At 45.4% G+C, this 19,541-nt stretch carries 16 protein-coding genes; 4 read left to right on the top strand and 12 right to left on the bottom strand.

What is annotated here, in order from left to right; all coding sequences use genetic code 11:
- Positions 1-103: 103 nt before the first annotated feature.
- From cydX to AACU59_RS02815, 8 genes are all read right to left on the bottom strand, one after another.
- Positions 104-205 carry a cytochrome bd-I oxidase subunit CydX gene (gene cydX / locus AACU59_RS02780; RefSeq protein ID WP_013856710.1) on the bottom strand — a complete coding sequence of 34 codons (102 nt, stop codon included), beginning with the start codon at positions 203-205 and terminating at the stop codon, positions 104-106.
- Between the two features lie 12 nt (positions 206-217).
- The gene (cydB, locus tag AACU59_RS02785; protein ID WP_094144708.1) at positions 218-1,354 is read right to left on the bottom strand and encodes a cytochrome d ubiquinol oxidase subunit II; all 1,137 of its coding nucleotides are present in this window, start codon (positions 1,352-1,354) and stop codon (positions 218-220) included.
- An 11-nt stretch (positions 1,355-1,365) separates the two neighbouring features.
- Positions 1,366-2,946 (bottom strand): cytochrome ubiquinol oxidase subunit I, encoded by a 1,581-nt coding sequence (locus AACU59_RS02790; RefSeq protein ID WP_094144709.1) that lies wholly within the window; start codon positions 2,944-2,946, stop codon positions 1,366-1,368.
- A 120-nt stretch (positions 2,947-3,066) separates the two neighbouring features.
- Complete coding sequence (locus tag AACU59_RS02795; protein WP_010318151.1) at positions 3,067-3,666, bottom strand: HvfX family Cu-binding RiPP maturation protein; 600 nt, start codon at positions 3,664-3,666, stop codon at positions 3,067-3,069.
- Complete coding sequence (locus tag AACU59_RS02800) at positions 3,663-4,409, bottom strand: HvfC family peptide modification chaperone (protein ID WP_094144710.1); 747 nt, start codon at positions 4,407-4,409, stop codon at positions 3,663-3,665. Before AACU59_RS02800 ends, AACU59_RS02795 begins: the two co-directional genes overlap by 4 nt.
- Positions 4,402-5,265, bottom strand: a complete 864-nt coding sequence (locus tag AACU59_RS02805; RefSeq protein WP_094144711.1) for a DUF692 domain-containing protein — start codon at positions 5,263-5,265, stop codon at positions 4,402-4,404. Before AACU59_RS02805 ends, AACU59_RS02800 begins: the two co-directional genes overlap by 8 nt.
- On the bottom strand, positions 5,253-5,567 hold the full coding sequence (locus AACU59_RS02810; protein WP_010318146.1) for a hypothetical protein: 315 nt from the start codon (positions 5,565-5,567) through the stop codon (positions 5,253-5,255). Before AACU59_RS02810 ends, AACU59_RS02805 begins: the two co-directional genes overlap by 13 nt.
- Positions 5,557-6,513 (bottom strand): MBL fold metallo-hydrolase, encoded by a 957-nt coding sequence (locus AACU59_RS02815; RefSeq protein WP_094144712.1) that lies wholly within the window; start codon positions 6,511-6,513, stop codon positions 5,557-5,559. The genes AACU59_RS02810 and AACU59_RS02815 overlap by 11 nt, the downstream gene beginning before the upstream one ends.
- Before the next feature lie 309 nt (positions 6,514-6,822).
- Here AACU59_RS02815 and AACU59_RS02820 point away from each other — a divergent pair, with 309 nt between their 5' ends.
- The 3 genes from AACU59_RS02820 to AACU59_RS02830 all read left to right on the top strand — a co-directional run bounded on the left by AACU59_RS02820 (position 6,823) and on the right by AACU59_RS02830 (position 12,315).
- Positions 6,823-9,630 carry a BamA/TamA family outer membrane protein gene (locus tag AACU59_RS02820; RefSeq protein WP_094144713.1) on the top strand — a complete coding sequence of 936 codons (2,808 nt, stop codon included), beginning with the start codon at positions 6,823-6,825 and terminating at the stop codon, positions 9,628-9,630.
- A gap of 355 nt (positions 9,631-9,985) precedes the next feature.
- Complete coding sequence (locus tag AACU59_RS02825; RefSeq protein WP_094145740.1) at positions 9,986-11,326, top strand: cytochrome ubiquinol oxidase subunit I; 1,341 nt, start codon at positions 9,986-9,988, stop codon at positions 11,324-11,326.
- Complete coding sequence (locus AACU59_RS02830; RefSeq protein ID WP_094145739.1) at positions 11,323-12,315, top strand: cytochrome d ubiquinol oxidase subunit II; 993 nt, start codon at positions 11,323-11,325, stop codon at positions 12,313-12,315. Before AACU59_RS02825 ends, AACU59_RS02830 begins: the two co-directional genes overlap by 4 nt.
- A 64-nt stretch (positions 12,316-12,379) precedes the next feature.
- Here AACU59_RS02830 and AACU59_RS02835 read toward each other — a convergent pair whose 3' ends face one another.
- Positions 12,380-14,011, bottom strand: a complete 1,632-nt coding sequence (locus AACU59_RS02835; protein WP_094145738.1) for a methyl-accepting chemotaxis protein — start codon at positions 14,009-14,011, stop codon at positions 12,380-12,382.
- Positions 14,012-14,467: 456 nt separating this feature from the next.
- Here AACU59_RS02835 and AACU59_RS02840 point away from each other — a divergent pair, with 456 nt between their 5' ends.
- A complete protein-coding gene (locus AACU59_RS02840) occupies positions 14,468-15,235 on the top strand; it encodes a potassium channel family protein (protein ID WP_094145737.1) in 768 nt (255 codons plus the stop codon).
- A gap of 46 nt (positions 15,236-15,281) precedes the next feature.
- Here AACU59_RS02840 and AACU59_RS02845 read toward each other — a convergent pair whose 3' ends face one another.
- The 3 genes from AACU59_RS02845 to AACU59_RS02855 form a co-directional block, all read right to left on the bottom strand.
- Positions 15,282-16,670 (bottom strand): EAL domain-containing protein, encoded by a 1,389-nt coding sequence (locus AACU59_RS02845; RefSeq protein ID WP_237666561.1) that lies wholly within the window; start codon positions 16,668-16,670, stop codon positions 15,282-15,284.
- Positions 16,671-16,924: 254 nt separating this feature from the next.
- Complete coding sequence (locus AACU59_RS02850; protein WP_094145735.1) at positions 16,925-17,845, bottom strand: aminoimidazole riboside kinase; 921 nt, start codon at positions 17,843-17,845, stop codon at positions 16,925-16,927.
- A gap of 84 nt (positions 17,846-17,929) precedes the next feature.
- Positions 17,930-19,369, bottom strand: coding sequence for a sucrose-specific PTS transporter subunit IIBC (locus AACU59_RS02855; protein WP_094125142.1), 1,440 nt, complete (start codon positions 19,367-19,369; stop codon positions 17,930-17,932).
- Between the last annotated feature and the right edge of the window lie 172 nt (positions 19,370-19,541).

Raw genomic sequence — 19,541 nt, forward strand, 5'->3', positions numbered from 1 at the left:
TACTATGTGATAAAAAATGGCGCTAAAAACAGCGCCATTTTTTATTTCAAAGCTTGATGATCTTGAACCTTGTTAACAGGTTATCGGCTTGCATATGAGTGAGTTACGATTCATCGAAATGCTCAGCTTGCTCAAGCCACAATCCATTGATTATGCCAAATGCGCAGGCGAGTAATACGCCAAGAACCCAACAGAAATACCACATCAGTCATCTCCTTTAGTACAGCGATACGCTGTGGTTGCGAATATAATCATCATTCAATCGACCGAACATTTTGTAGTAACCCCACGCAGTGTAACTGAGAATAACTGGCACCACTAAGATGGCGACAATCGTGATGATATTGAGTGTTTTTTGGCTGGATGTGGCATCCCAAATCGTCAAACTGTGTGATGGCATTAAGCTTGATGGCATGATCATCGGAAATAGCGCCACGCCTGCCGTTAAAATAATGCATGCAATAGCAAGGCTAGAGAATAAGAAGGCCCAGCCAGATGCTCTTTTCAGGCTTGCCCATATGCACGCCAATAAGCTCGCGATGCCCACGCAAGGGATCAACCACAGCATGGCGTGTGCTTGATAGTTATGCAGTAAATGACGAGCGACGCTAACCACTTCTTTGTGCAAGGGGTTTGAAGCGGCATCCGTGACAATCGGACTCACGATAATATAACCCGCCATGTTGGCGGCAAAGAATCCGCCGATGAGAAATAATGCCACCGCAATGCTGGCACTGACCACCGACGCGTTATGGGCTCGCTCACGTAACGCATCACAAGTTTTGAGCTGTAAAAACGTTGCGCCTTGAGTGACGACGATGGCAAGGCTGAGCAGGCCACACAGTAGCGGAAATGGCGTGAATAGATCCCAAAAATGGCCTTGGTAATCAAGCATCAATAAGTTATTGAGCTGAAAAGGGACTCCTACCAATAAATTGCCAAAACCAATGCCAAAGATGAGGGGCGGCACAACGCCACTGATGAACAGTGCGTTATCGCACGCCTTGCGCCATGAGGGATTATCGATTTTCGAGCGATAATCCATACCAATTGGGCGCAGCCATAACGCAGCAAGTAGCAACATCATCGCTAAATAGAAACTAGAAAATGCGGTGGCGTAAACCAGTGGCCAGATGGCGAAAATCGCACCGCCAGCGGTAATCAGCCATACTTGGTTGCCATCCCAATGAGGCGCGATACTGTTGATCATCACTCTTCGTTCAACATCACTGCGTCCCAAAATGGGCAGTAGCGCTGCAACGCCCATATCAAAGCCATCGGTGATGATAAAACCAATCAATAGCACACCGACAATCGCCCAAGTCAGCAGACGTAAGGTTTCGTAATCAAACATTGTGTTCTCCCTTAATGGTGTACGTGAGATAGAGATCCGTGCCCATCTTGCGTTTCAAAATGGTAACGTCCGGTATGTAGGGCGCTTGGACCGCGTCGAGCAAACTTCACCATCAGGTACATTTCCACCACCAAAAATGCGCTATAGAGTAAGTAAACTAGGCCCAGTGAAATCCATAAATCGCTAGGTGATAGGTTAGATACGGCCATATTAACCGGAAGCACTTCACCGATAGCCCAAGGTTGGCGGCCAAACTCAGCAACAAACCATCCCGCTTCACTGGCAATCCAGGGAAGTGGAATGGCGAATAATGCCGCCTTAAGTAACCAAGGCTGAGTGCCGATTTTTCGCCGACAAAGTTGGATGAAACAGAGCCCAATCACAGCGAACATCGCCATACCGCAGGCCACCATGATGCGGAAGCTCCAAAACAGAGGTGCAACTTGCGGAATGGTATCTTGCGCGGCTTGTTTGATTTGGCTTTCAGTCGCATCAGTTACTTTATCGGTGTATTTTTTGAGTAATAAACCGTACCCCAAATCCTCTTTTAGCGTTTCAAACTGAGCGATGTTTTGCGGTGAATCGTCACCATTGCGTAAGGCTTCCAATAACCCGTAAGCGAGCATGCCATTGCGAATGCGCTCTTCACTGCGCGCCATCAAATCTTTTAAGCCGATGACGGGCTCATCCAATGAACGCGTGGCGATAATACCCATCAAATAAGGGACTTTAATCGCCGCGTCTGTGTGCATGGTTTCTTGGTTAGGTAGCCCAAACAGAGTAAAAGAGGCAGGGGCTTGTTCGGTATCCCACTCGGCTTCAATGGCGGCCAGTTTCACCTGTTGCACTTCACCTAAGGTGTAACCTGACTCATCACCTAGCAATAAAGTGGCGCTAATGGATGCCATGCCAAAAGCGCAAGCCACAGCAAATGAGCGACGCGCAAAGGGAAGGTCGCGCTTTTTCAATAGGTAGTAAGCGCTGATGCCCATGATAAACAGTGCGCCTGTGGTGTAACCCGCCGCAACGGTGTGCACAAACTTCACTTGGGTTACTGGGTTAAAAATGACATCAGTAAAGTTGGTCATTTCCATACGCATGGTTTGATAGTTAAACTCGGCGCCGACGGGGTTTTGCATCCAGCCGTTGGCCATCAAAATCCACAATCCAGAAAAGTTAGAGCCTAAAGCGGTTAACCAAGTCACACTTAAGTGCTGACGCTTAGAAAGGCGCTCCCAGCCGAAGAAAAATAATCCAACGAGTGTTGATTCAAGGAAGAAAGCGATTAAAGCTTCAATCGCCAGTGGAGCACCAAAAATGTCACCCACATAATGAGAGTAGTACGCCCAGTTGGTGCCAAATTGAAACTCCATAGTGAGGCCGGTGGCAACGCCAACGGCGAAGTTGATGCCAAACAGCTTACCCCAAAAACGAGTCATGTCTTTGTAAACGGTTTTGCCGGTCATGACATACAGTGATTCCATGATCGCCAGTAAAAACGATAAGCCAATGGTCAGCGGAACAAAAATAAAATGGTAAAGCGCCGTACTGGCGAACTGGAACCGTGACAGTTCCACCACATCTGTAAGCATAAAGTCTCCCTCCCGCCAGCAAAATGGCAGGTAAGATAGTCAGAGATGAATGTGTGATTGATAACGCCTGCCACTTGAAGCTGCGGGCGGCAACTTCAAGTTAGTCGGCATCATTAGGTGTTAAGCGGTTTGAGGCGTGCGAGTGAATGGTTTTTTTAGCCAGTAGTCGAGGCTGACGTAGCGGCCACCACCATAAATGAAAAGAACCATCAGCATCACAAAGTAAGTCGCCGCAAATTCCATCCCGTTATTGAGCATCACAGGGTCACCGAGCTCAGTGATGTAGTTGTAGCGGCCTGGGAAATTTACGGCTAACCATTCAATAAATCCATTTAAGCGCACGGTTGCTTCCATACTGCTGGTGGCAATCGCGTCCCAGCCATGTTTCCAGTGCACCATTGCGCTCGCCACGCTCATCATGAAAATCATTGGAATCGCCATAATGCGAGTAAAAAGACCAAGTGCGATGCATATACAGCCGAGAACTTCTGTTGCAGCGGCTAAAAATGCCAGCAGTTCTGGAAAAGGTAGATTTAAACCACCATCGGCGGTTGAGGCGCCAAACCAAGCAACGGTTCCAGCGAAACCAACCACTTTGGAATGAGCGCCGACAAAAATCACCGGCACGAGAAAAAGTCGAATCGCAAGTAGTACGATAAAATCGAATTTTTTAAATTTTTCGATCACGCCATCGTACCAATTGAGGGCTGAGTGAATCATAGAGTTTCTCCTAATAAATACAGGCTGATGAGTCCTTGTTGCTGAAACGTTTGAACCCACGCCAAAAAATGGAAGTTGGATAGGTGTTGAGCTATCTGTTGTTCTAGTTGCGTTAGTGACTGTGCTGGGGCGTTTTGAATCATCTGAATTAGGGCGATATCCACTTCTCTGAATTTTTGTGATACCACCTGATGCGATGCATGACGAAATACCCCGTAACAGACCGTTTTTTGTTCTTGAGTTAGAAAAGTGACCGATTCTGGATGGACAAGAAAAGGCACTTCGACCAGTTTTAACGTTGGGTTAAGCTGTATGCAAAACGCCTCCGGTTGAGCTTCAACATCATCCGACCACACGTTGAGATCCGGCACATGGGCGCTATCCATTTCAGCGTTGAAAACGATCCATTCATATTCAAGCAGTGCGATTTGCTCAGCACTGAGGTTAATGTCGGCATTATGGCCATTATGCTGTTGGATAAACTGAACAAATTCAGTCGCAATCTGATGGAACTCAGGCTCCATAGCGCCATGTATTACCAACCATTCGTCCGTCAAAATGTAGAGTGTTTCCTCGTTAAGTTGAGCGCAAAACAGAGGAAAAGTGTGCGTAATGACAGAATAAATGTTCTCTCGAATAAACTCTCGATAACGGCAGGGCGGTTCGCCTTGCGCAATCGGTGAGCGGATCACGCAGGTCAGTGCGTACATTGACATACTCATGTTCATCGGTGGTTTAAGCATGGCTACGCTCCACATCGATAACTAATGATGGCGCTGGCTGCATAATATCGTGATGGATAGTGCGCAACTCTTCAGTCAAAACCACCAGAGGAGGCACATGATGATCACGTTCAAGCAGCAAAGGACGGCTACCTTGCAGAGCGTAAGCATAACGAGCTAAGTCAATCACCTCTTGCTGTACTGGTTTACCATGGGTATCGAGCAAGAAATCTTCGCGCTCTTTTAAGTGACCGGCGATGTGGTAATAGCCGATCGCTTCGCTCGGTAAAGTGGCCAGCATGTCAAACGGGCAGTAATTGTGGTTACGGCTATTCACATACACATTATTGATATCAATCAGCAGTTGGCAGCCGCTGCGCTCGACTATCTCAGCAATAAATTCGCCTTCGGGGATCTCCTTGCCGTAACTGTGGTAGTAGGAGATGTTTTCCAGCACCAAAGGGCGTTGCACAATATCTTGAACGCAGTGAATGCGATCGACCAAGTAAGCAATGCTCTCTTTATAGCGCGGGATAGGCAGCAGTTCATACAAGTACCCTTGGGCATCACGCGAAAAGCTCAAATGCTCACTGTAAATGTCGATGTTAAATTCATCTAAAAATGCCGCTACCTTTTTCACAAACGCTTTGTTCAGTGGCTGACAATCGCCAATCGACAAACTCAGCCCATGTGCAATCAGAGGATAGTGCTTTGCTATCTGCTGTAACTGCTCGCGTTTAAGGCCGCCCATATTCATCCAGTTCTCCGGAGCAAGCTCAAGGAAATCGATATCGGGATGGTCAGGCAACTGGCATAGCAAATCGACGTGTTCGCTACGCAAGCCGATGCCTTTTGAGGTGCGATCTATTGCCCGCATACACCACCAGTGATTTTGCTGTTGGTTAGAGTAATGGTTTCAGCGGAAGGTGTGATTCCTTCTGCGGTTAAGCCGCATTTACCATCTCTGGCGCGAACTAAACGTCCTTGCGGATCGCTTTTTAAATCCTGCTTTTCAAAACGTTTTTCAGTACCACATTTACCAGCCGCGCATTTGCCACCATTTTGCGAGGTGGGTTGCGCACTCACTGGTGCCTCTGTTGACGTTTCGGCAAAGCTCATACCTGAATGCAGAGCAATAGCCGAAGTCATCGCAATAGATAAAGCAATTTTACAATTCATGGGTTATCTCCTTCACGGAACTCATTGGGTAGCTTGAGAGATCACGGGCGGCAATAACTTCGCCGTGATAAAACTGTTTGATGATCTTGGTCGACTCTGATTTATGTTTAAGGCCGACTCCCATCCAGTGGTTGAGCACGAGCAGTTTAGGATTGATTTTGGCGGCAATTTCGCCAATCACTGAAGGTTTAGCGTGCATAAATGCGGAAACTTCATCGGCTGACTCATGAACAGCCATCGGCATGACTAAAATGTCAGCGCCTTGAGCAAAATCGAGAAATGCTGGGTTACTGCCGTTTTGATCGGCAGAAATAACAATGACGCCCTGATCGCTTTCAATACGATAAGCCAAACATGGCACGTCCCCATGAGGAATACCGAGTGCGTAAATGGTTAAACCGTCTTGTTGATACACTTTAGTTGGTGTGGTGGTTTTGTAGGGAACATCGGTGATGGTGACTGGGAACAAACCATCGCTGCCATCATACAAACCGTTCAAATAAGCGTAAGCGCCATCTTTGCTATTAAAGAGTGCGTCCATATAACCGGTTAAGCTAGGGAAGGCAGATCCCGCTTGCGGGCCTGCAATATCTAGTGGGTCTTCTCGCTTAAAGAAGTAGCCACCTTTAAGTAGCGCGGGCAAGTCTGCGACGTGGTCGGTGTGAAAATGGGTAATGCCTAGAAAATCCAAATCTTCCAGTTTAGAGCCGGATTGGCCAAAGCGCAGATACGCGCCGCCGCCAGCATCAATCATGATTTTAGATTTGCCTTTCCACCAAATCACTTCCGCTGAAGAAGAGCGCAGATCATCTGAAATTGGCCCTCCCGATCCTAAAACTTGTAAAGTGAACTCTTTGTCGAGCGGTTCTAACGAGTTTGCGTAAGCACCGATGGCACCGCACGACAAACTGATTGCGAGCACCAGCGCCTTGAGTGGTTGTTTCATGCTGACTACCTTTTAATTGTCTTTTTTATGATATGTGGATACCTAGGGCGAAAAGAGACTTGCGATAAAAGTGCAAGCTTTTTGATTCTCGTCAAGGTGTAGGTGAAAGATATGATTTAAGAGGATGTTTGGTCAATCTTGATTTTCTTACCCATTGGTTAATTAAAACTGAACAATTGAACAAGCAGAAAATAAAGGCGATCTATTTAGAAGAGTTACCCTGACAAAGCCATACATTTCGATACCCAATCCTTTTCACATTCAACGTACAATCGCCGCACTTAATTATTGAAAAGGGTTGTTGTAACGATGTCAGCAAAATTTGTACTCTCACCCATTATGGGTTTGGTGGTTTGTTTGGGTATTATGCATACACCAACAGTATTGGCTGAGTCAGTCGCTTGGGATCAAGCTGGTCAGCAATGGCAGACTCAACAATCGCAACATTTTATCGTGCACTTTCGCAGTGAATTGGCCCAGTACGCGGCGCATTCGTTAGATATTGCCGAGAAAGTGCATCAAGACCTTGCCAGTCAATTCTCAAAGATGCCAGCTGAAAAAACGCACCTAACGCTGGTGGATGACTACGACTATTCCAACGGTTGGGCAACGCCGCTGCCTTATGCTCAAATTCGCTTGATCTTAAATCCTCCCAGCGATGTTAATGGATTGGAAGGCAATGATGAATGGTTGCACATGCTCATCCGCCATGAGTACACTCACATTGTTCATATGGAATTAAATGAGCGTGCGGTCACCGGAGCTCGGCGTATTTTTGGCCGTCACACACTGCTTTTCCCGCATGCAATGACACCCTCGATGCTGTTAGAAGGGTTAGCGGTTTACATGGAAAGCCAAAATGAACAAGGTTATGGACGTTTGCACAATAGCCATTTTGCGATGCAAATGCGTATGGAAGTGGCGAGCGGGCAACTAGCTGATCTCAACCAAGTAGCTGTAGCCAATAAACGTTTACCGCTTGGTAGTGATTACCTTTACGGCGCGTATTTCATTGATTATTTGGCCAAAACGTATGGCGAAGAGGCGCTCCAGCATTTTTTAAGCGATTACAGTGGCTATCTAATTCCGGGCGTGTTCTTGAACCGAAGCGCTCAACGTGCTTTTGGTAAGGATTTTTTTGCACTTTGGCAAGAGTTCCGTGCCGATCTTATCACGCAGTTTTCAGATCAAATTGCGCAAAGTAATGAACAGCCTTCGGAGGCTCAATCTCTCGATAGTCAGCCGTTTGAATATCTATTAGCCAATGGTGGATCAGAGCAATTACTGGCTTGGCGTCGTGATGGGGTTGATCGAGCAAATTTAGCGATGTGGGATAGTAAGCAAAATCAATGGCAGCGTTTATTGACTACAAAAAGCTTAACTAGCCTTGATGTTCATCCCCAGCAAGGTATCGTCGCGTCACAAGTGAATAGTTATCTTGATGGACGAGTGTTGAATGATCTTTATCGCTACGTTGATGGGCAGTGGCAGCGTTTAACCGAGCAACAGCGCTTTACTCAAGTACGTTGGAGCCGAGATGGGCAAAGTGTTTTCGCTACCCGTCATGAACAAGGGTTGCCTGAGTTATGGCAGGTGACACTGGATGGGCAGCAAACCCGCCTATGGCAAGGCACATATGGTTGGGTTATCGGTGATATGGCGCTGTCTCCGGCTGGCGACATTTATGCTTCCGTGAAGCATCCGTCTAGCGCGTGGAATATCATGCGTTTTGTCGCCAAAGAGCAGCGCTGGTTGGCTGTGACTGAAACATCATCAACTGAGCATCAATTGAGTTTTACCCAAGAGGGTGAGTTGCTGTTCAGCGCCGATTACACGGGGCGTTATCAGATCTACCGAATGGACTTAACCAGTCTGCAGCTAGAGCAGTTAACCAATGAAATTGGAGGTGCTTTTTCTCCGCAATGGAATCAATCGCAAGGGCTTATCTACCAAGCTTATGAGCATGATGGTTACCATTTGCGCCATATTCCGACGGTGACGGCTTTCAATGAGGCTCCGCTGTCTTCCTTTTCCAAGGTGACATCCGTTACTTCGACGCCGATATCTCAGGCCGAAAAAAGTGACACTACCGACTACTCACCGTTGTCGACTTTAACGCCACGTTATTGGGTTCCCGTTTGGCAAGGGGATGATAACCAATCGTTACTTGGTTTCTCGACCAGTGGTTCAGATGTGTTAGGGCGACATCAATATGAGATCCAAGCGGCTTGGGATACAAAAAATGCGTTAGCGACGTACCAATTGGGATATCAATATGACAACCGTTGGCAAGCGATGCTCAGCCGAGAGCATGAGTTTAAGTTAAACCCATTGACCAATAAAGACGATCGCATTGTCCGTCAAGATGACTTAACGTTACAACGTAATTATTTATGGCATGGCCTCGATGATAACTTAACGTTTGGTATCGGCACTTATTGGCAGAAAGAGTCATTGATCAAAGCACCTCAAGGTACGCGCTATACACAAGCCAGTGATGAGTGGCTGGCAGGGGCTGCATTGCAATGGGATAACCGTGAAGGCTTATTGAATGTTCCCGGTTATGCGTGGGGTCATTACGCTGATTTGGTATGGGAGTCCAATGTTGGCGGTGATTACTCTGGACAAAAATGGCAGGCGCAGTGGCAAGCACATTGGGACCTCCCGGGGAGCTTCAACCTTACCACTCATCTTGCGGCAGGTTATGCGGACTCAAAAGCCAAACCGTTTGAGCTAGGCAGTTATGAAGGGGATAGTGAGCAGCTTTATGGCCGCCAACAGATAGCGTTGCGTGGCTACAGCTCTGCGGCTCAAGTAGGGCAAGCTTACGCGACACAAAGTGTTGAACTAAGCCGCTTATTGTATCGCGCTGAACGAAACTGGAATTTGTGGCCAATTGGCTTGGGGGATATTTCAGGTTCTGTATTTGTCGACTCAGGATCAAGCTGGAACGATAACCAAAACTACCAAGCCCTGACGGGGATTGGTGCTGAAGTGCAGATCGATACAATAGTACTTTATGGCGGCACGTTACCAGTACGGATTGGTTACGCTCATGGATTAGACAGTAAATTAGGCAAAGATGAAGTGTATATAAAGCTAACTGCTCAGTTTTAACCGTTTGTTAAGGAGGAAAGGGTCGCATCAAATGCGACCCTTTTTGCGTTGTAAGCCGAAGCAAGGCTTACTGCTTACTCAAACCTAACGCTTGTTATGGGGCACGGTTATTTTTTGTCATAATTCTTCCGTAATTTGATACATCTTTTTCCTCGGTCTTACAGCTGATGATTGGTACAACTCATTGGCTGCACTGCTGTGGATTTTTCATTTTCATTAATCGATGAGAAGGCTTAGTTAATTTAAGTAAGAAAATCCTCAGACAGTGAACTTAATTAGGTCGAACAACGTAATTAACAATTAAGTAAATTGTTGTTATTTGATTGCCTAGTCTTTTTTGATTGAGGAAAGAGTGATGTTAGAGACCCTCATGTTGTCGCGGATCCAGTTTGCCGCCAATATCAGTTTTCATATTTTATTTCCAACCATTACGATTGCGCTTGCATGGGTGATGGTGTTTTTTAAGTGGCGTTTTGTACGAACGCAAGCTCAGTTGTGGTTGGACTTATATTATTTCTGGGTCAAGATATTTGCCCTGACTTTTGCGCTCGGTGTTGTTTCTGGTATTACGATGAGTTTTCAATTTGGGACTAACTGGCCAGGATTTATGGAGAGCGTCGGTAACGTCGCTGGGCCATTGTTAGGCTATGAAGTGATGACGGCCTTTTTTATGGAAGCGACCTTCCTTGGCGTGATGCTTTTTGGGCGTGGAAGAGTACCTGAATGGGTGCATACCTTAGCAACCGTGCTGGTGGCGATAGGCACATCACTCTCTGCTTTTTGGATTTTAGTTTTAAATAGTTGGATGCATACACCTGCTGGTTATGAAGTGATTGAAGGCATTGTTCATGTCACCAGTTGGAAAGAGGTTATTTTTAATCCTTCTATGCCGTATCGGCTTGTACATATGTTGCTGGCTTCTTTACTCACCGCAAGTTTTGTCATTGCAGGGATCTCTGCTTACCAATTTTTGCGTAATTCACAACTGGAAGCAGCGAAAGTGGGCCTTAGAGTCGGCATTATTCTCGCGGCCATTGCTATACCAATACAAATTTTTGTTGGCGATTTACACGGTTTAAATACGTTAAAACACCAACCCGCTAAAATTGCCGCGATGGAAGGGGTGTGGGATACGGAGCAAGGAGCACCGTTACTCTTGTTCGCTTGGCCTGATGAAGTCACGCGTAGCAATCACTTTGAACTCGGTATTCCTAAATTAGCCAGCTTGATACTCACACATGACCTCGACGGTGAAATTGTGGGTTTAAATCAATTCGCACCGGACCATCCCCCGGTTAAGCCACTGTTCTTTGGCTTTCGAATTATGGTCGGAATTGGCGTGCTGATGCTGCTAGTGAGCTGGTTTGGTGCATGGCGTTTAATTCGTAAAAAAACCTTACCCAAGTTCTACCTTTATACCGTTGTCGCGATGACGTTTTCGGGATGGGTAGCCACATTAGCAGGGTGGTATGTTACTGAAATTGGCCGTCAACCATGGCTTGTCAGTGGTGTATTGCGTACTTCTGATGCAGTTACTACGATTGGAAGTGGTTCTGTTGTGCTGTCATTAGCCATGTATTTAACCATTTATGCCGTATTGCTAGTTGCTTATATTCATACACTGTTTTATTTAGCAAGGCAGTTCTCTACAAGCATAACGATTCAACCGATTGACGAGCAAAAGGCACCATTATGATCTCTTATCTACCGGAAATTTATCTTTTACTGCTTGGTTTTAGCGTTTTCATGTATGCGGTACTTGATGGTTATGATTTGGGTGTCGGTATTTTATTACCCCAAAATAATGAGCAACAGCGCGATAGAATGATCGCCTCCATCGGCCCTTTCTGGGATGCCAATGAAACATGGCTAGTGCTAGGCGTTGGTATTTTATTGATTGCGTTTCCAAGTGCACATAGTTTGATTTTTACTGAGCTGTATTTACCCACCGCACTGATGCTGATCGCATTGATTATGCGCGGTGTAGCGTTTGATTTTCGTGCAAAAGCAAAAGCGGATCATAAAGACCACTGGGACTTGTGTTTTAAAACCGGTTCTTTACTTGCCGCATTAACCCAAGGTTACATGATTGGACGGTATGTGATGAGCTTTGAGGAATCGATGCAGGCTTATGGCTTTGCACTACTCAGTTCGCTGTGCGTGACGGCTGCTTATGTTTATATCGGTGGTGCTTGGTTGGTGTTAAAGACCGAGGGCGCGTTACAAATTCGAGCGGCGCGCTGGTCACGCCGCGCGGGTTGGTTGGCCGCGCTGGGTATTTTCTCAGTCAGTATTGTTAACCCGTTATTTAATCCACTGGTCGCGGAACGTTGGTTTAGCTTCCCTGAAATGCTGTTATTAACTCCTGTTCCGCTGGTGGTGTTAGTTACGATTTTTATGGTTGATCGCTACCTAAAAAGAGTGCCTGTAGTGAATGATATGGGCGTTCAATGGCCATTTTTTGGCGTGATGCTAATTTTTGCATTAAGTTTTCTTGGATTAGCGTACAGCTTTTTCCCTGATGTCGTCCCCGGGATAATGACGGCTCAAGAATCAGCCGCCTCTACAGCTAGCTTATTAGTGGTGGGGATTGGGGTCGTGATTGTGATGCCGATGATTTTGCTGTACACCTTTGTGGTTTACCGAATCTTTAAAGGCAAAGCGACAGATTTAAGCTACAAATAGCAAGAGAATGGATACTATAACGGCCTCAAAAGAGGCCGTTATTTTTAAACCCACGATATGAGGGTTAGACTTGGAAGCGACGTACCGTATTTTGTAGCATTGCAGCCAACTGACTCAGCTCTGCACACGCTTGAGCGGCGCTGGAAGAACCTTGTGCAACTTGCTTGGCTGATTCACTAATGCGTTCGATATTGCGGCTGAGCTCTTCGCTAACCGAATCTTGCTCTCCGCACGCACTGGCAATTTGAATGGTCATATCTGCAATATGCGCGCTTTGATTACTAATGTGGTCAATCGCGATTTGAGTTTGACCACTTTGCTCAACACATTGCCCCATAAGTACACTGCTTTGTGACGTCGCTTCACGAGCACGCAGTGCGCATGTTTGTAGGCTTTGGATAATATTGACGATGTCGCCCGTCGATTGCTGAGTTTTGCCAGCTAAAGCACGGACTTCATCAGCCACAACCGCAAAACCACGCCCTTGTTCACCAGCACGCGCCGCTTCAATTGCTGCGTTAAGTGCAAGCAAATTGGTTTGGTCGGCGATGTTGCTTATCACGTCAACGACAACGTTAATTTGCTGTGCTTGCTGCTCAAGTTCTAATACGCGTTGTTCTGCTTGATCAATTTCTTGAGTCACAAGAGAGATAGCATTAGCGACGGAATCCATCTGTTTTGATCCAAGGATGGATTGTTGATTACTTTCACGAGCGGCGTCAGAAGCGACTTCTGTGCTTCGTGCCACTTCTGCAACCGTTGATTTCATTTGCGTCATGGCCGTAGCAATGTGCATGACCTCGACCTGTTGCTCTTGCATGCCCTGTGATGTCTGTTCAGAGACGGCGCTAACTTCATCGACAGCATGAGATAGTTGAGTCGCTCCGGCGATGATCTCTTCCACCATTGAGCGTAAATTCTCTTGCATACTTGAACACGCATCGGCCAATTCACCTAGCTCATCTTGCCCAATATGTTGACGTGCTAATCGATGGCTTAAATTACCTCCAGCAATGGCATTCGCTTGCTGTACAACCAGCTGTAGTGGCTGGCAGATTAAGCGAGAAAGCAATAGTGTAATGAACACCATAAATGCTATCAGCGCAACGATGCTACCTGTGGAAAATGAGGTGATAGCTTGAATAAGCGTCATCAGTTCAGAGCGATTTTGGGTAACAAAGGTTTGGTTTAAATTGAGAAGATCGTCAATCGCACTCTCTAAACGTTCAAAGGTAACCAAAGAGGCTGAAATGTCCCCTTGAGCTTTTACTTTGTTTTGACTGAGAATATCATCATTAAAAGAGCCTAATGCGGTTAAATAATCGCGCCATAGATTCTTAACTGGCATAAAAATCGAACGCTCGTGATCGGTCCAAACCGCACGCTCATAGGTGGCTAGCGCACTATCAATTTCCTCATAACGTTCTTGCATCCAACGAATGTCTTCCGTAATTTCGGCTTGATCGGTTGTGGAAAGCAAACTGATTTGAGCACGTCGCACAGAAGCCATATTGTATTTGACGTTATTGACCATCATCATTGATGGGAGTGTGTCATCCGTTAGATTGAGTAGGTCATCTTGTATGTCGTTCAATGAACGATATAGGTAATAACCGAAGGCGATGTTGACTAACGCGATAATAGTAAAGGCAAGCGCAATTTTTTTGCGAATGGCTAAATCTTTTAAAAAAGACATGGTAATAAGTGACCTCGGAGTAAAATAACTAGAGCTACACCTCGCCAACGGCTTGAAGCACTGCATTGATTACCATAATAACGCTAATCACATCTTGAGTTGATGCTGAGGCGTTAATGTTCGGCCATTACAGTATTCCAGTGGTGTGGTATCGGGTCACGTCCATATGAAAATAGAGAGATATCCATAAAGTTGTGCATCGTATCACAATTGAAACTTGACTCCTATGGTGTTTTTGAGATTTTTGTGAGTGAGGTATTGGGTGTGAAGAGCTTAGAATAACGCTCAAGGCGGTTATCTTAAGCTCTGTTAAGGTCACAATTCTTTACATCTCAACCACCTAGTTTATAGTGATTTCCATTTTGAATTGAGTGCTAATTGGTTAACGAAAGGGATGGTTGTACTGTTCACTTGGTATTTTTGGCGTTAAGGTAAACGGAAAAAGGTATTTGAATCATGAAATTAAAAACACGTTTACAGCTACTGTCTGCGATCGAACATAAAACTGAAATTCCGATGCTGCTACTATCGGTAGTGTATGTGATCGTCGCTTTACTACCAGATATTGCACCTTTACAGCCCGAAGAGCTTGATTTTCTGGAGCATCTGCTTTGGATTATTTGGGCATTGTTTGCAACGGAGTTATTGGTCAAGGTCTTACTCAGCCCACATCCAGTGCGTTACATGGTAAAAAACTGGCCAGATGTGTTAATTGTTGCCATGCCATTCCTACGTCCGCTCCGTTTTTTACGCATTTTACTGATCTTGCCAAGAGCATGGCGTCAAACAAAGGCGGTACTGAGACAAAAAACGCTCAGCTTTATTGGGCTAACCAGCTTATCGACAGTACTTCTTTCTGCGGCTTTTGTCTATTTGGTCGAAAAAGGTACGGATAGCCCAATCAATGATTTTTCTGATGCGATTTGGTGGGCAATGACCACGATTACTACGGTAGGGTATGGTGATATGTATCCAATCACTCCATTTGGGCGTGGTGTTGCCGTGTTTCTGATGTTGACGGGTATTACACTTTTTGGTTTATTGACGGCCAGTGTTGCGTCTTTCTTCATTGAAGATGATGAACAATCAGCGGCGAAGCATAGCCAGCATCATAATAAACAGCTCAATCAAGTATTAAAACAACTGTCTGCTCATCAGCCAGTTCGAAAACGTTTTCATTTAGCTCGTTACCGTGCTCAGTTGGCCTCTCGCCATAAGAAATAACCACTGAAGTTCTAGTGATCATCGTATTGGAATGCCAGAGATTGATCTAGGTGGTTTTAAGCAAAGTGATAAACTCACTGAGCGGCATAGGCTTATAAAAGAAATAGCCTTGCAAATAGTCAATCTCTCTTTCGTTCAAAAAGTCAATCTGGCCTTGGGTTTCCACACCTTCGGCGATGGTTTTTAACCCAAGTCGCTTAGCTAAATCGACTAAGTTTTCAACAATATGGCTAGATATTGCATCACTACCGATCATGGTAATAAAGCTTCTGTCGATTTTTAAAATGTCAAACTTGAACTCTTGCAAATAGTTCAAACTGGAGTGACCCGTACCAAAATCATCAATTGCCAGCAACACACCTATTTTATCTAATGACTGGAAGAGCTTTTTTGCTTCATCACTATCAATAACCAACTCTCTCTCAGTGAGCTCTAGCGTTAAAATATGTTTACGATTGTTGAAGGTTTCAATGAAATGTTTGCAATCATCAAACAAATTGGAAGCAACACAATGTTTGGCCGAAATGTTAAATCCAATACTGAAATGCTCTGGAAATTGTGACTGATGTAGTGAAAGTTCATGCTCTACTTGCGCCATTAACTGAGTCGTAATAGGAATGATTAGCCCAGATTCTTCCGCTAAGGGAATAAAAAGATCGGGCCTCACTAATCCATGAACAGGATGTTGCCAGCGGGCAAGCACTTCGATATGGCAGAGCTGGCCACTACCATCAACAATCGGTTGTACATACGGAATGAACTCGTTGGATTGAATAGCGCGTTTCACTTCTCCTTGCATTGACGAAGCTTGGCCGAGTTTCCAATAAGCAAAGCCGCCTAAACCAATACTCATAAGAAGAACTAACATCGTGCTGGTTTGTTTGGTGTTTTTAAAATAAAGCCAGTAGTCATTTATAGTTAATTTTACGGCTAGCGAGTAGGGATAGTGATGTGAAGTATTTCGCAGTGTCGGTGATAGTGGTTGTGTCATCACAGCCCCTGTTTGATCGAGATAATTATCTCCGACATGGAAAGAGAGGTGCCCATAGTAATCAAGTAAGATAAGTATATTAGTCAAGTAGTAGGCGGTAACGCCAGTGATGACAGTACCTTGCTCATAGTCGCGTTTAAAAGCTAATACAGGTCGTAACGGTGTAAGTCGGTTTCCCGACATTAGATATAATTCTTTACCTATATAGTTATCAATACGGTAGTGTTCGTTGGCTTCACCGCGTAGCGAATTACAGTAAATGGTTCCCTTCTTGGCTAGATTAAGTGTTCGTATATCTGGAGTTGTTGCCACCAGTTCCCGTAAATAAGGAATAGCCTCTGAGCAACTTGTGCCTAGGTACGGTGCTGCACGTTCATTTGCGACATAAGCATTTCTAAGCAACAGATCCATATAATCCGTACCTTTGAGTAGTATGTTCTGCATATGATCATTTAAATCAGCTCGTGTTTGCCAAGCGATAATTGGACTAGCAATCACAATGGGTAGTAAGAAAGCTAGTAAGCTTAATACCCACCGTTTACATCTTTCATATTTAACAAATGTCTGCATCTTATCCGAGGGTTGTTTGCTTAATCATGCAGTAAGCGTAGCAAACATCCTCTGAAAATCATCCGTTTATTTCGCAGTTTGCTTGAACTTCAACACGACTTACGTCCTTGTAAGTACAAGCCATCATTTTAGCCAATCCATTGAGCAAGCATGTGCTTATCTGGTAGCGCTGTCATTGCCCCTTTTTGAGTGGTGGCTAATGCTCCGCAGCCATTAGCCCATTGCACTGCGTTTATGATAGTACCCTTAGTAAACCACTCTTTATGTAATGACAACTGGCAAAGTAATCCACCGACAAAAGCATCTCCGGCACCTGTTGTATCGATAGGTTCTACGGCTTTTCCAGTAATCATTGTTTGCATCTCTGCTGTGATCACCAGCGCTCCTTTTGCGCCTTGAGTAATGACAACCAGCGGAATGTTCAATTCTTTCACTGAGATTAATCCCTGCTCAAGGCTAGGGCGCTGCGTGAGCAAGATCAGTTCGTCATCAGAAAACTTAACCACATCTGCCATTGCCACTACGCTCATCACCACTGGGATCATCTCTTCGGGGTTAGGCCAGACCTCTTCTCGTAGATTGGGATCAAAACTGACAAATCCCCCGTTGGCTTTGATGCGTTTAATCGCTTCAATGGTAGTGCTGCGACTCGGTTCACTGGCCAGTGCAATGGAGCAACAATGCAGCCATTCGCCCGCTAAAAAGGTCGGAATATCTGAACATTGGATGAATTGATCCGCGCTCGGTTTCACCATAAAGGTAAAACTGCGTTCGCCGTGCGAGTCTAAATCGACCACGACGGTTGATGTTCTTTGTTGATCATCCAACTGCAAATATCGGGTGTCCACTTTCTCTTCGGTTAATGTGGATTGCATAAAGCGCCCCATAGGGTCATTACCCACACGGCCAAAAAAGGCGCTATTACCCCCCAATCTTGCGATGGCAACAGCCACATTCGCCGGAGCACCGCCCGGACATTTGAGATAGTGTGCTTCACCATCAGGAATTAAGTCGACGACCGTGTCGCCTGTCACCCAAACTCGATTCATTTTTTCTTCCAATATCCGTGTTATTCGCTGAAGAAATAAGCCCACTCACATCGAGCGGGCTTAGGAGCATAACAGCCTTGGGGGTTACGCTGTTGCTTGTTTATCAAGCTTTGCGCGCTCTTTGGCACCCAAAACAAGTGTTAAGGTAAAGGCAATAACAAAAGAAATCAGCATGCCAATGATGTAGTAGCTGATTTTCTCTGGGTTAATGGAAATCACTCCTGGAAGCCCAGCCGCGCCTAACGCTTGTGCTTTCACATTAAACAAGGTGATGAATGCACTAGCACAAGCTGAACCGATGATCGCAGCAATAAATGGGTAGCGAAGTTTCAGGTTTACACCGAACATTGCGGGTTCGGTAATGCCCAGAAGGGCGGTCACACCTGATGGAATCGCAATGCCTTTTAATTTGATATCTTTGGTGTTCATACCAACCGCTAAAGCTGCTGCACCTTGTGCGACGTTTGACATGGCCGCAATAGGAAAAATAAACGTACCGCCAGTAATGGCGATGTCAGCCAATAGTTGTGTTTCGATAGCAATAAAGCTGTGGTGCATGCCAGTAATCACAAACGGTGCGTAGATAAAGCCAAACAGTGCACCACCAATGAAGCCAGCAGAATCGTATAGCCAGTTCAGCCCATCACCCAATAGAAAGCCGATATCGCGAGTAATCGGACCTACCAGAGTGAAGGTTAAAAAGCCTGCAATGAAAATCGAGAGCATAGGCGTCAGTAAATTATCCAGTACAGAAGGGATAATTTTGCGCAGGCCATTTTCGATTTTTGCAAGAATAAAGGCAGAGACTAAAACGGGTAAGACAGAGCCCTGATAGCCGACTTTCTGGATCTCAAAGCCAAAAATATTCCAAGTAGGGATGGTGCCTGCGACGGACGCGCCGCCAAATCCCCAACCATTGAGCAGGTCTGGGTGAACCATCAACATACCTAATGCAGCGCCAAGGAATGGGTTGCCGCCGAATTTTTTAGAAGCAGAAAATGCCAACAAAACAGGAAGATAAACAAAAGGGGCGTTAGCGAAGGTGTTGATCATGCTGGCAAGATCAGCCAAGCCCGGATTAGCATCAATCAGTGATTGCCCTTCGATAAAAAGCCCAGTAGCTGTCAGTACATTGAACAGCCCCATCAATAAACCGCCAGCGACGATGGCCGGGATAATAGGGACAAAAATGTCCGACAACCCTTTAACGGCGCGCTGAACTAGGTTCTGCTTTTGTGCACCCGCGCTTGCAACATCATTGGTTGACATTTCGGCAAGGCCGGTCAGCTTGGCCATTTCCGCATAAACTTGGTTAACGATACCGGAGCCAAAAATAATTTGATATTGGCCAGCGACTTTGAATTGTCCTTTGACACCTTCAAGTGAATCAATGGCTTGTTCATCAACCAATGTGTCATCTTTTAGCGCTAATCTTAAACGTGTTGCACAGTGAGCAAGGGCTTGGATATTTTCTCTGCCACCTAATTGCTCTAATAATTGTTTTGCTATGACTGGATAGTTCATAACCCACCCCGGTTGTTGTTTGGTATCCAGATGACTTGATCTCTTTAAGATAAGCATGGTGGATAAAGTTAAAATAAGTATTTTTGGGAACGTTTGCAGAATGGATTTTTGATGAATAATTCAAAGTAGTCAAAAGCCAACCATTGATTCTGTGAATTAGATCGGTAAAAGA

Source organism: Vibrio sp. V23_P3S9T160, from assembly GCF_963886625.1.
Taxonomy (GTDB): Bacteria; Pseudomonadota; Gammaproteobacteria; order Enterobacterales; family Vibrionaceae; genus Vibrio; species Vibrio anguillarum.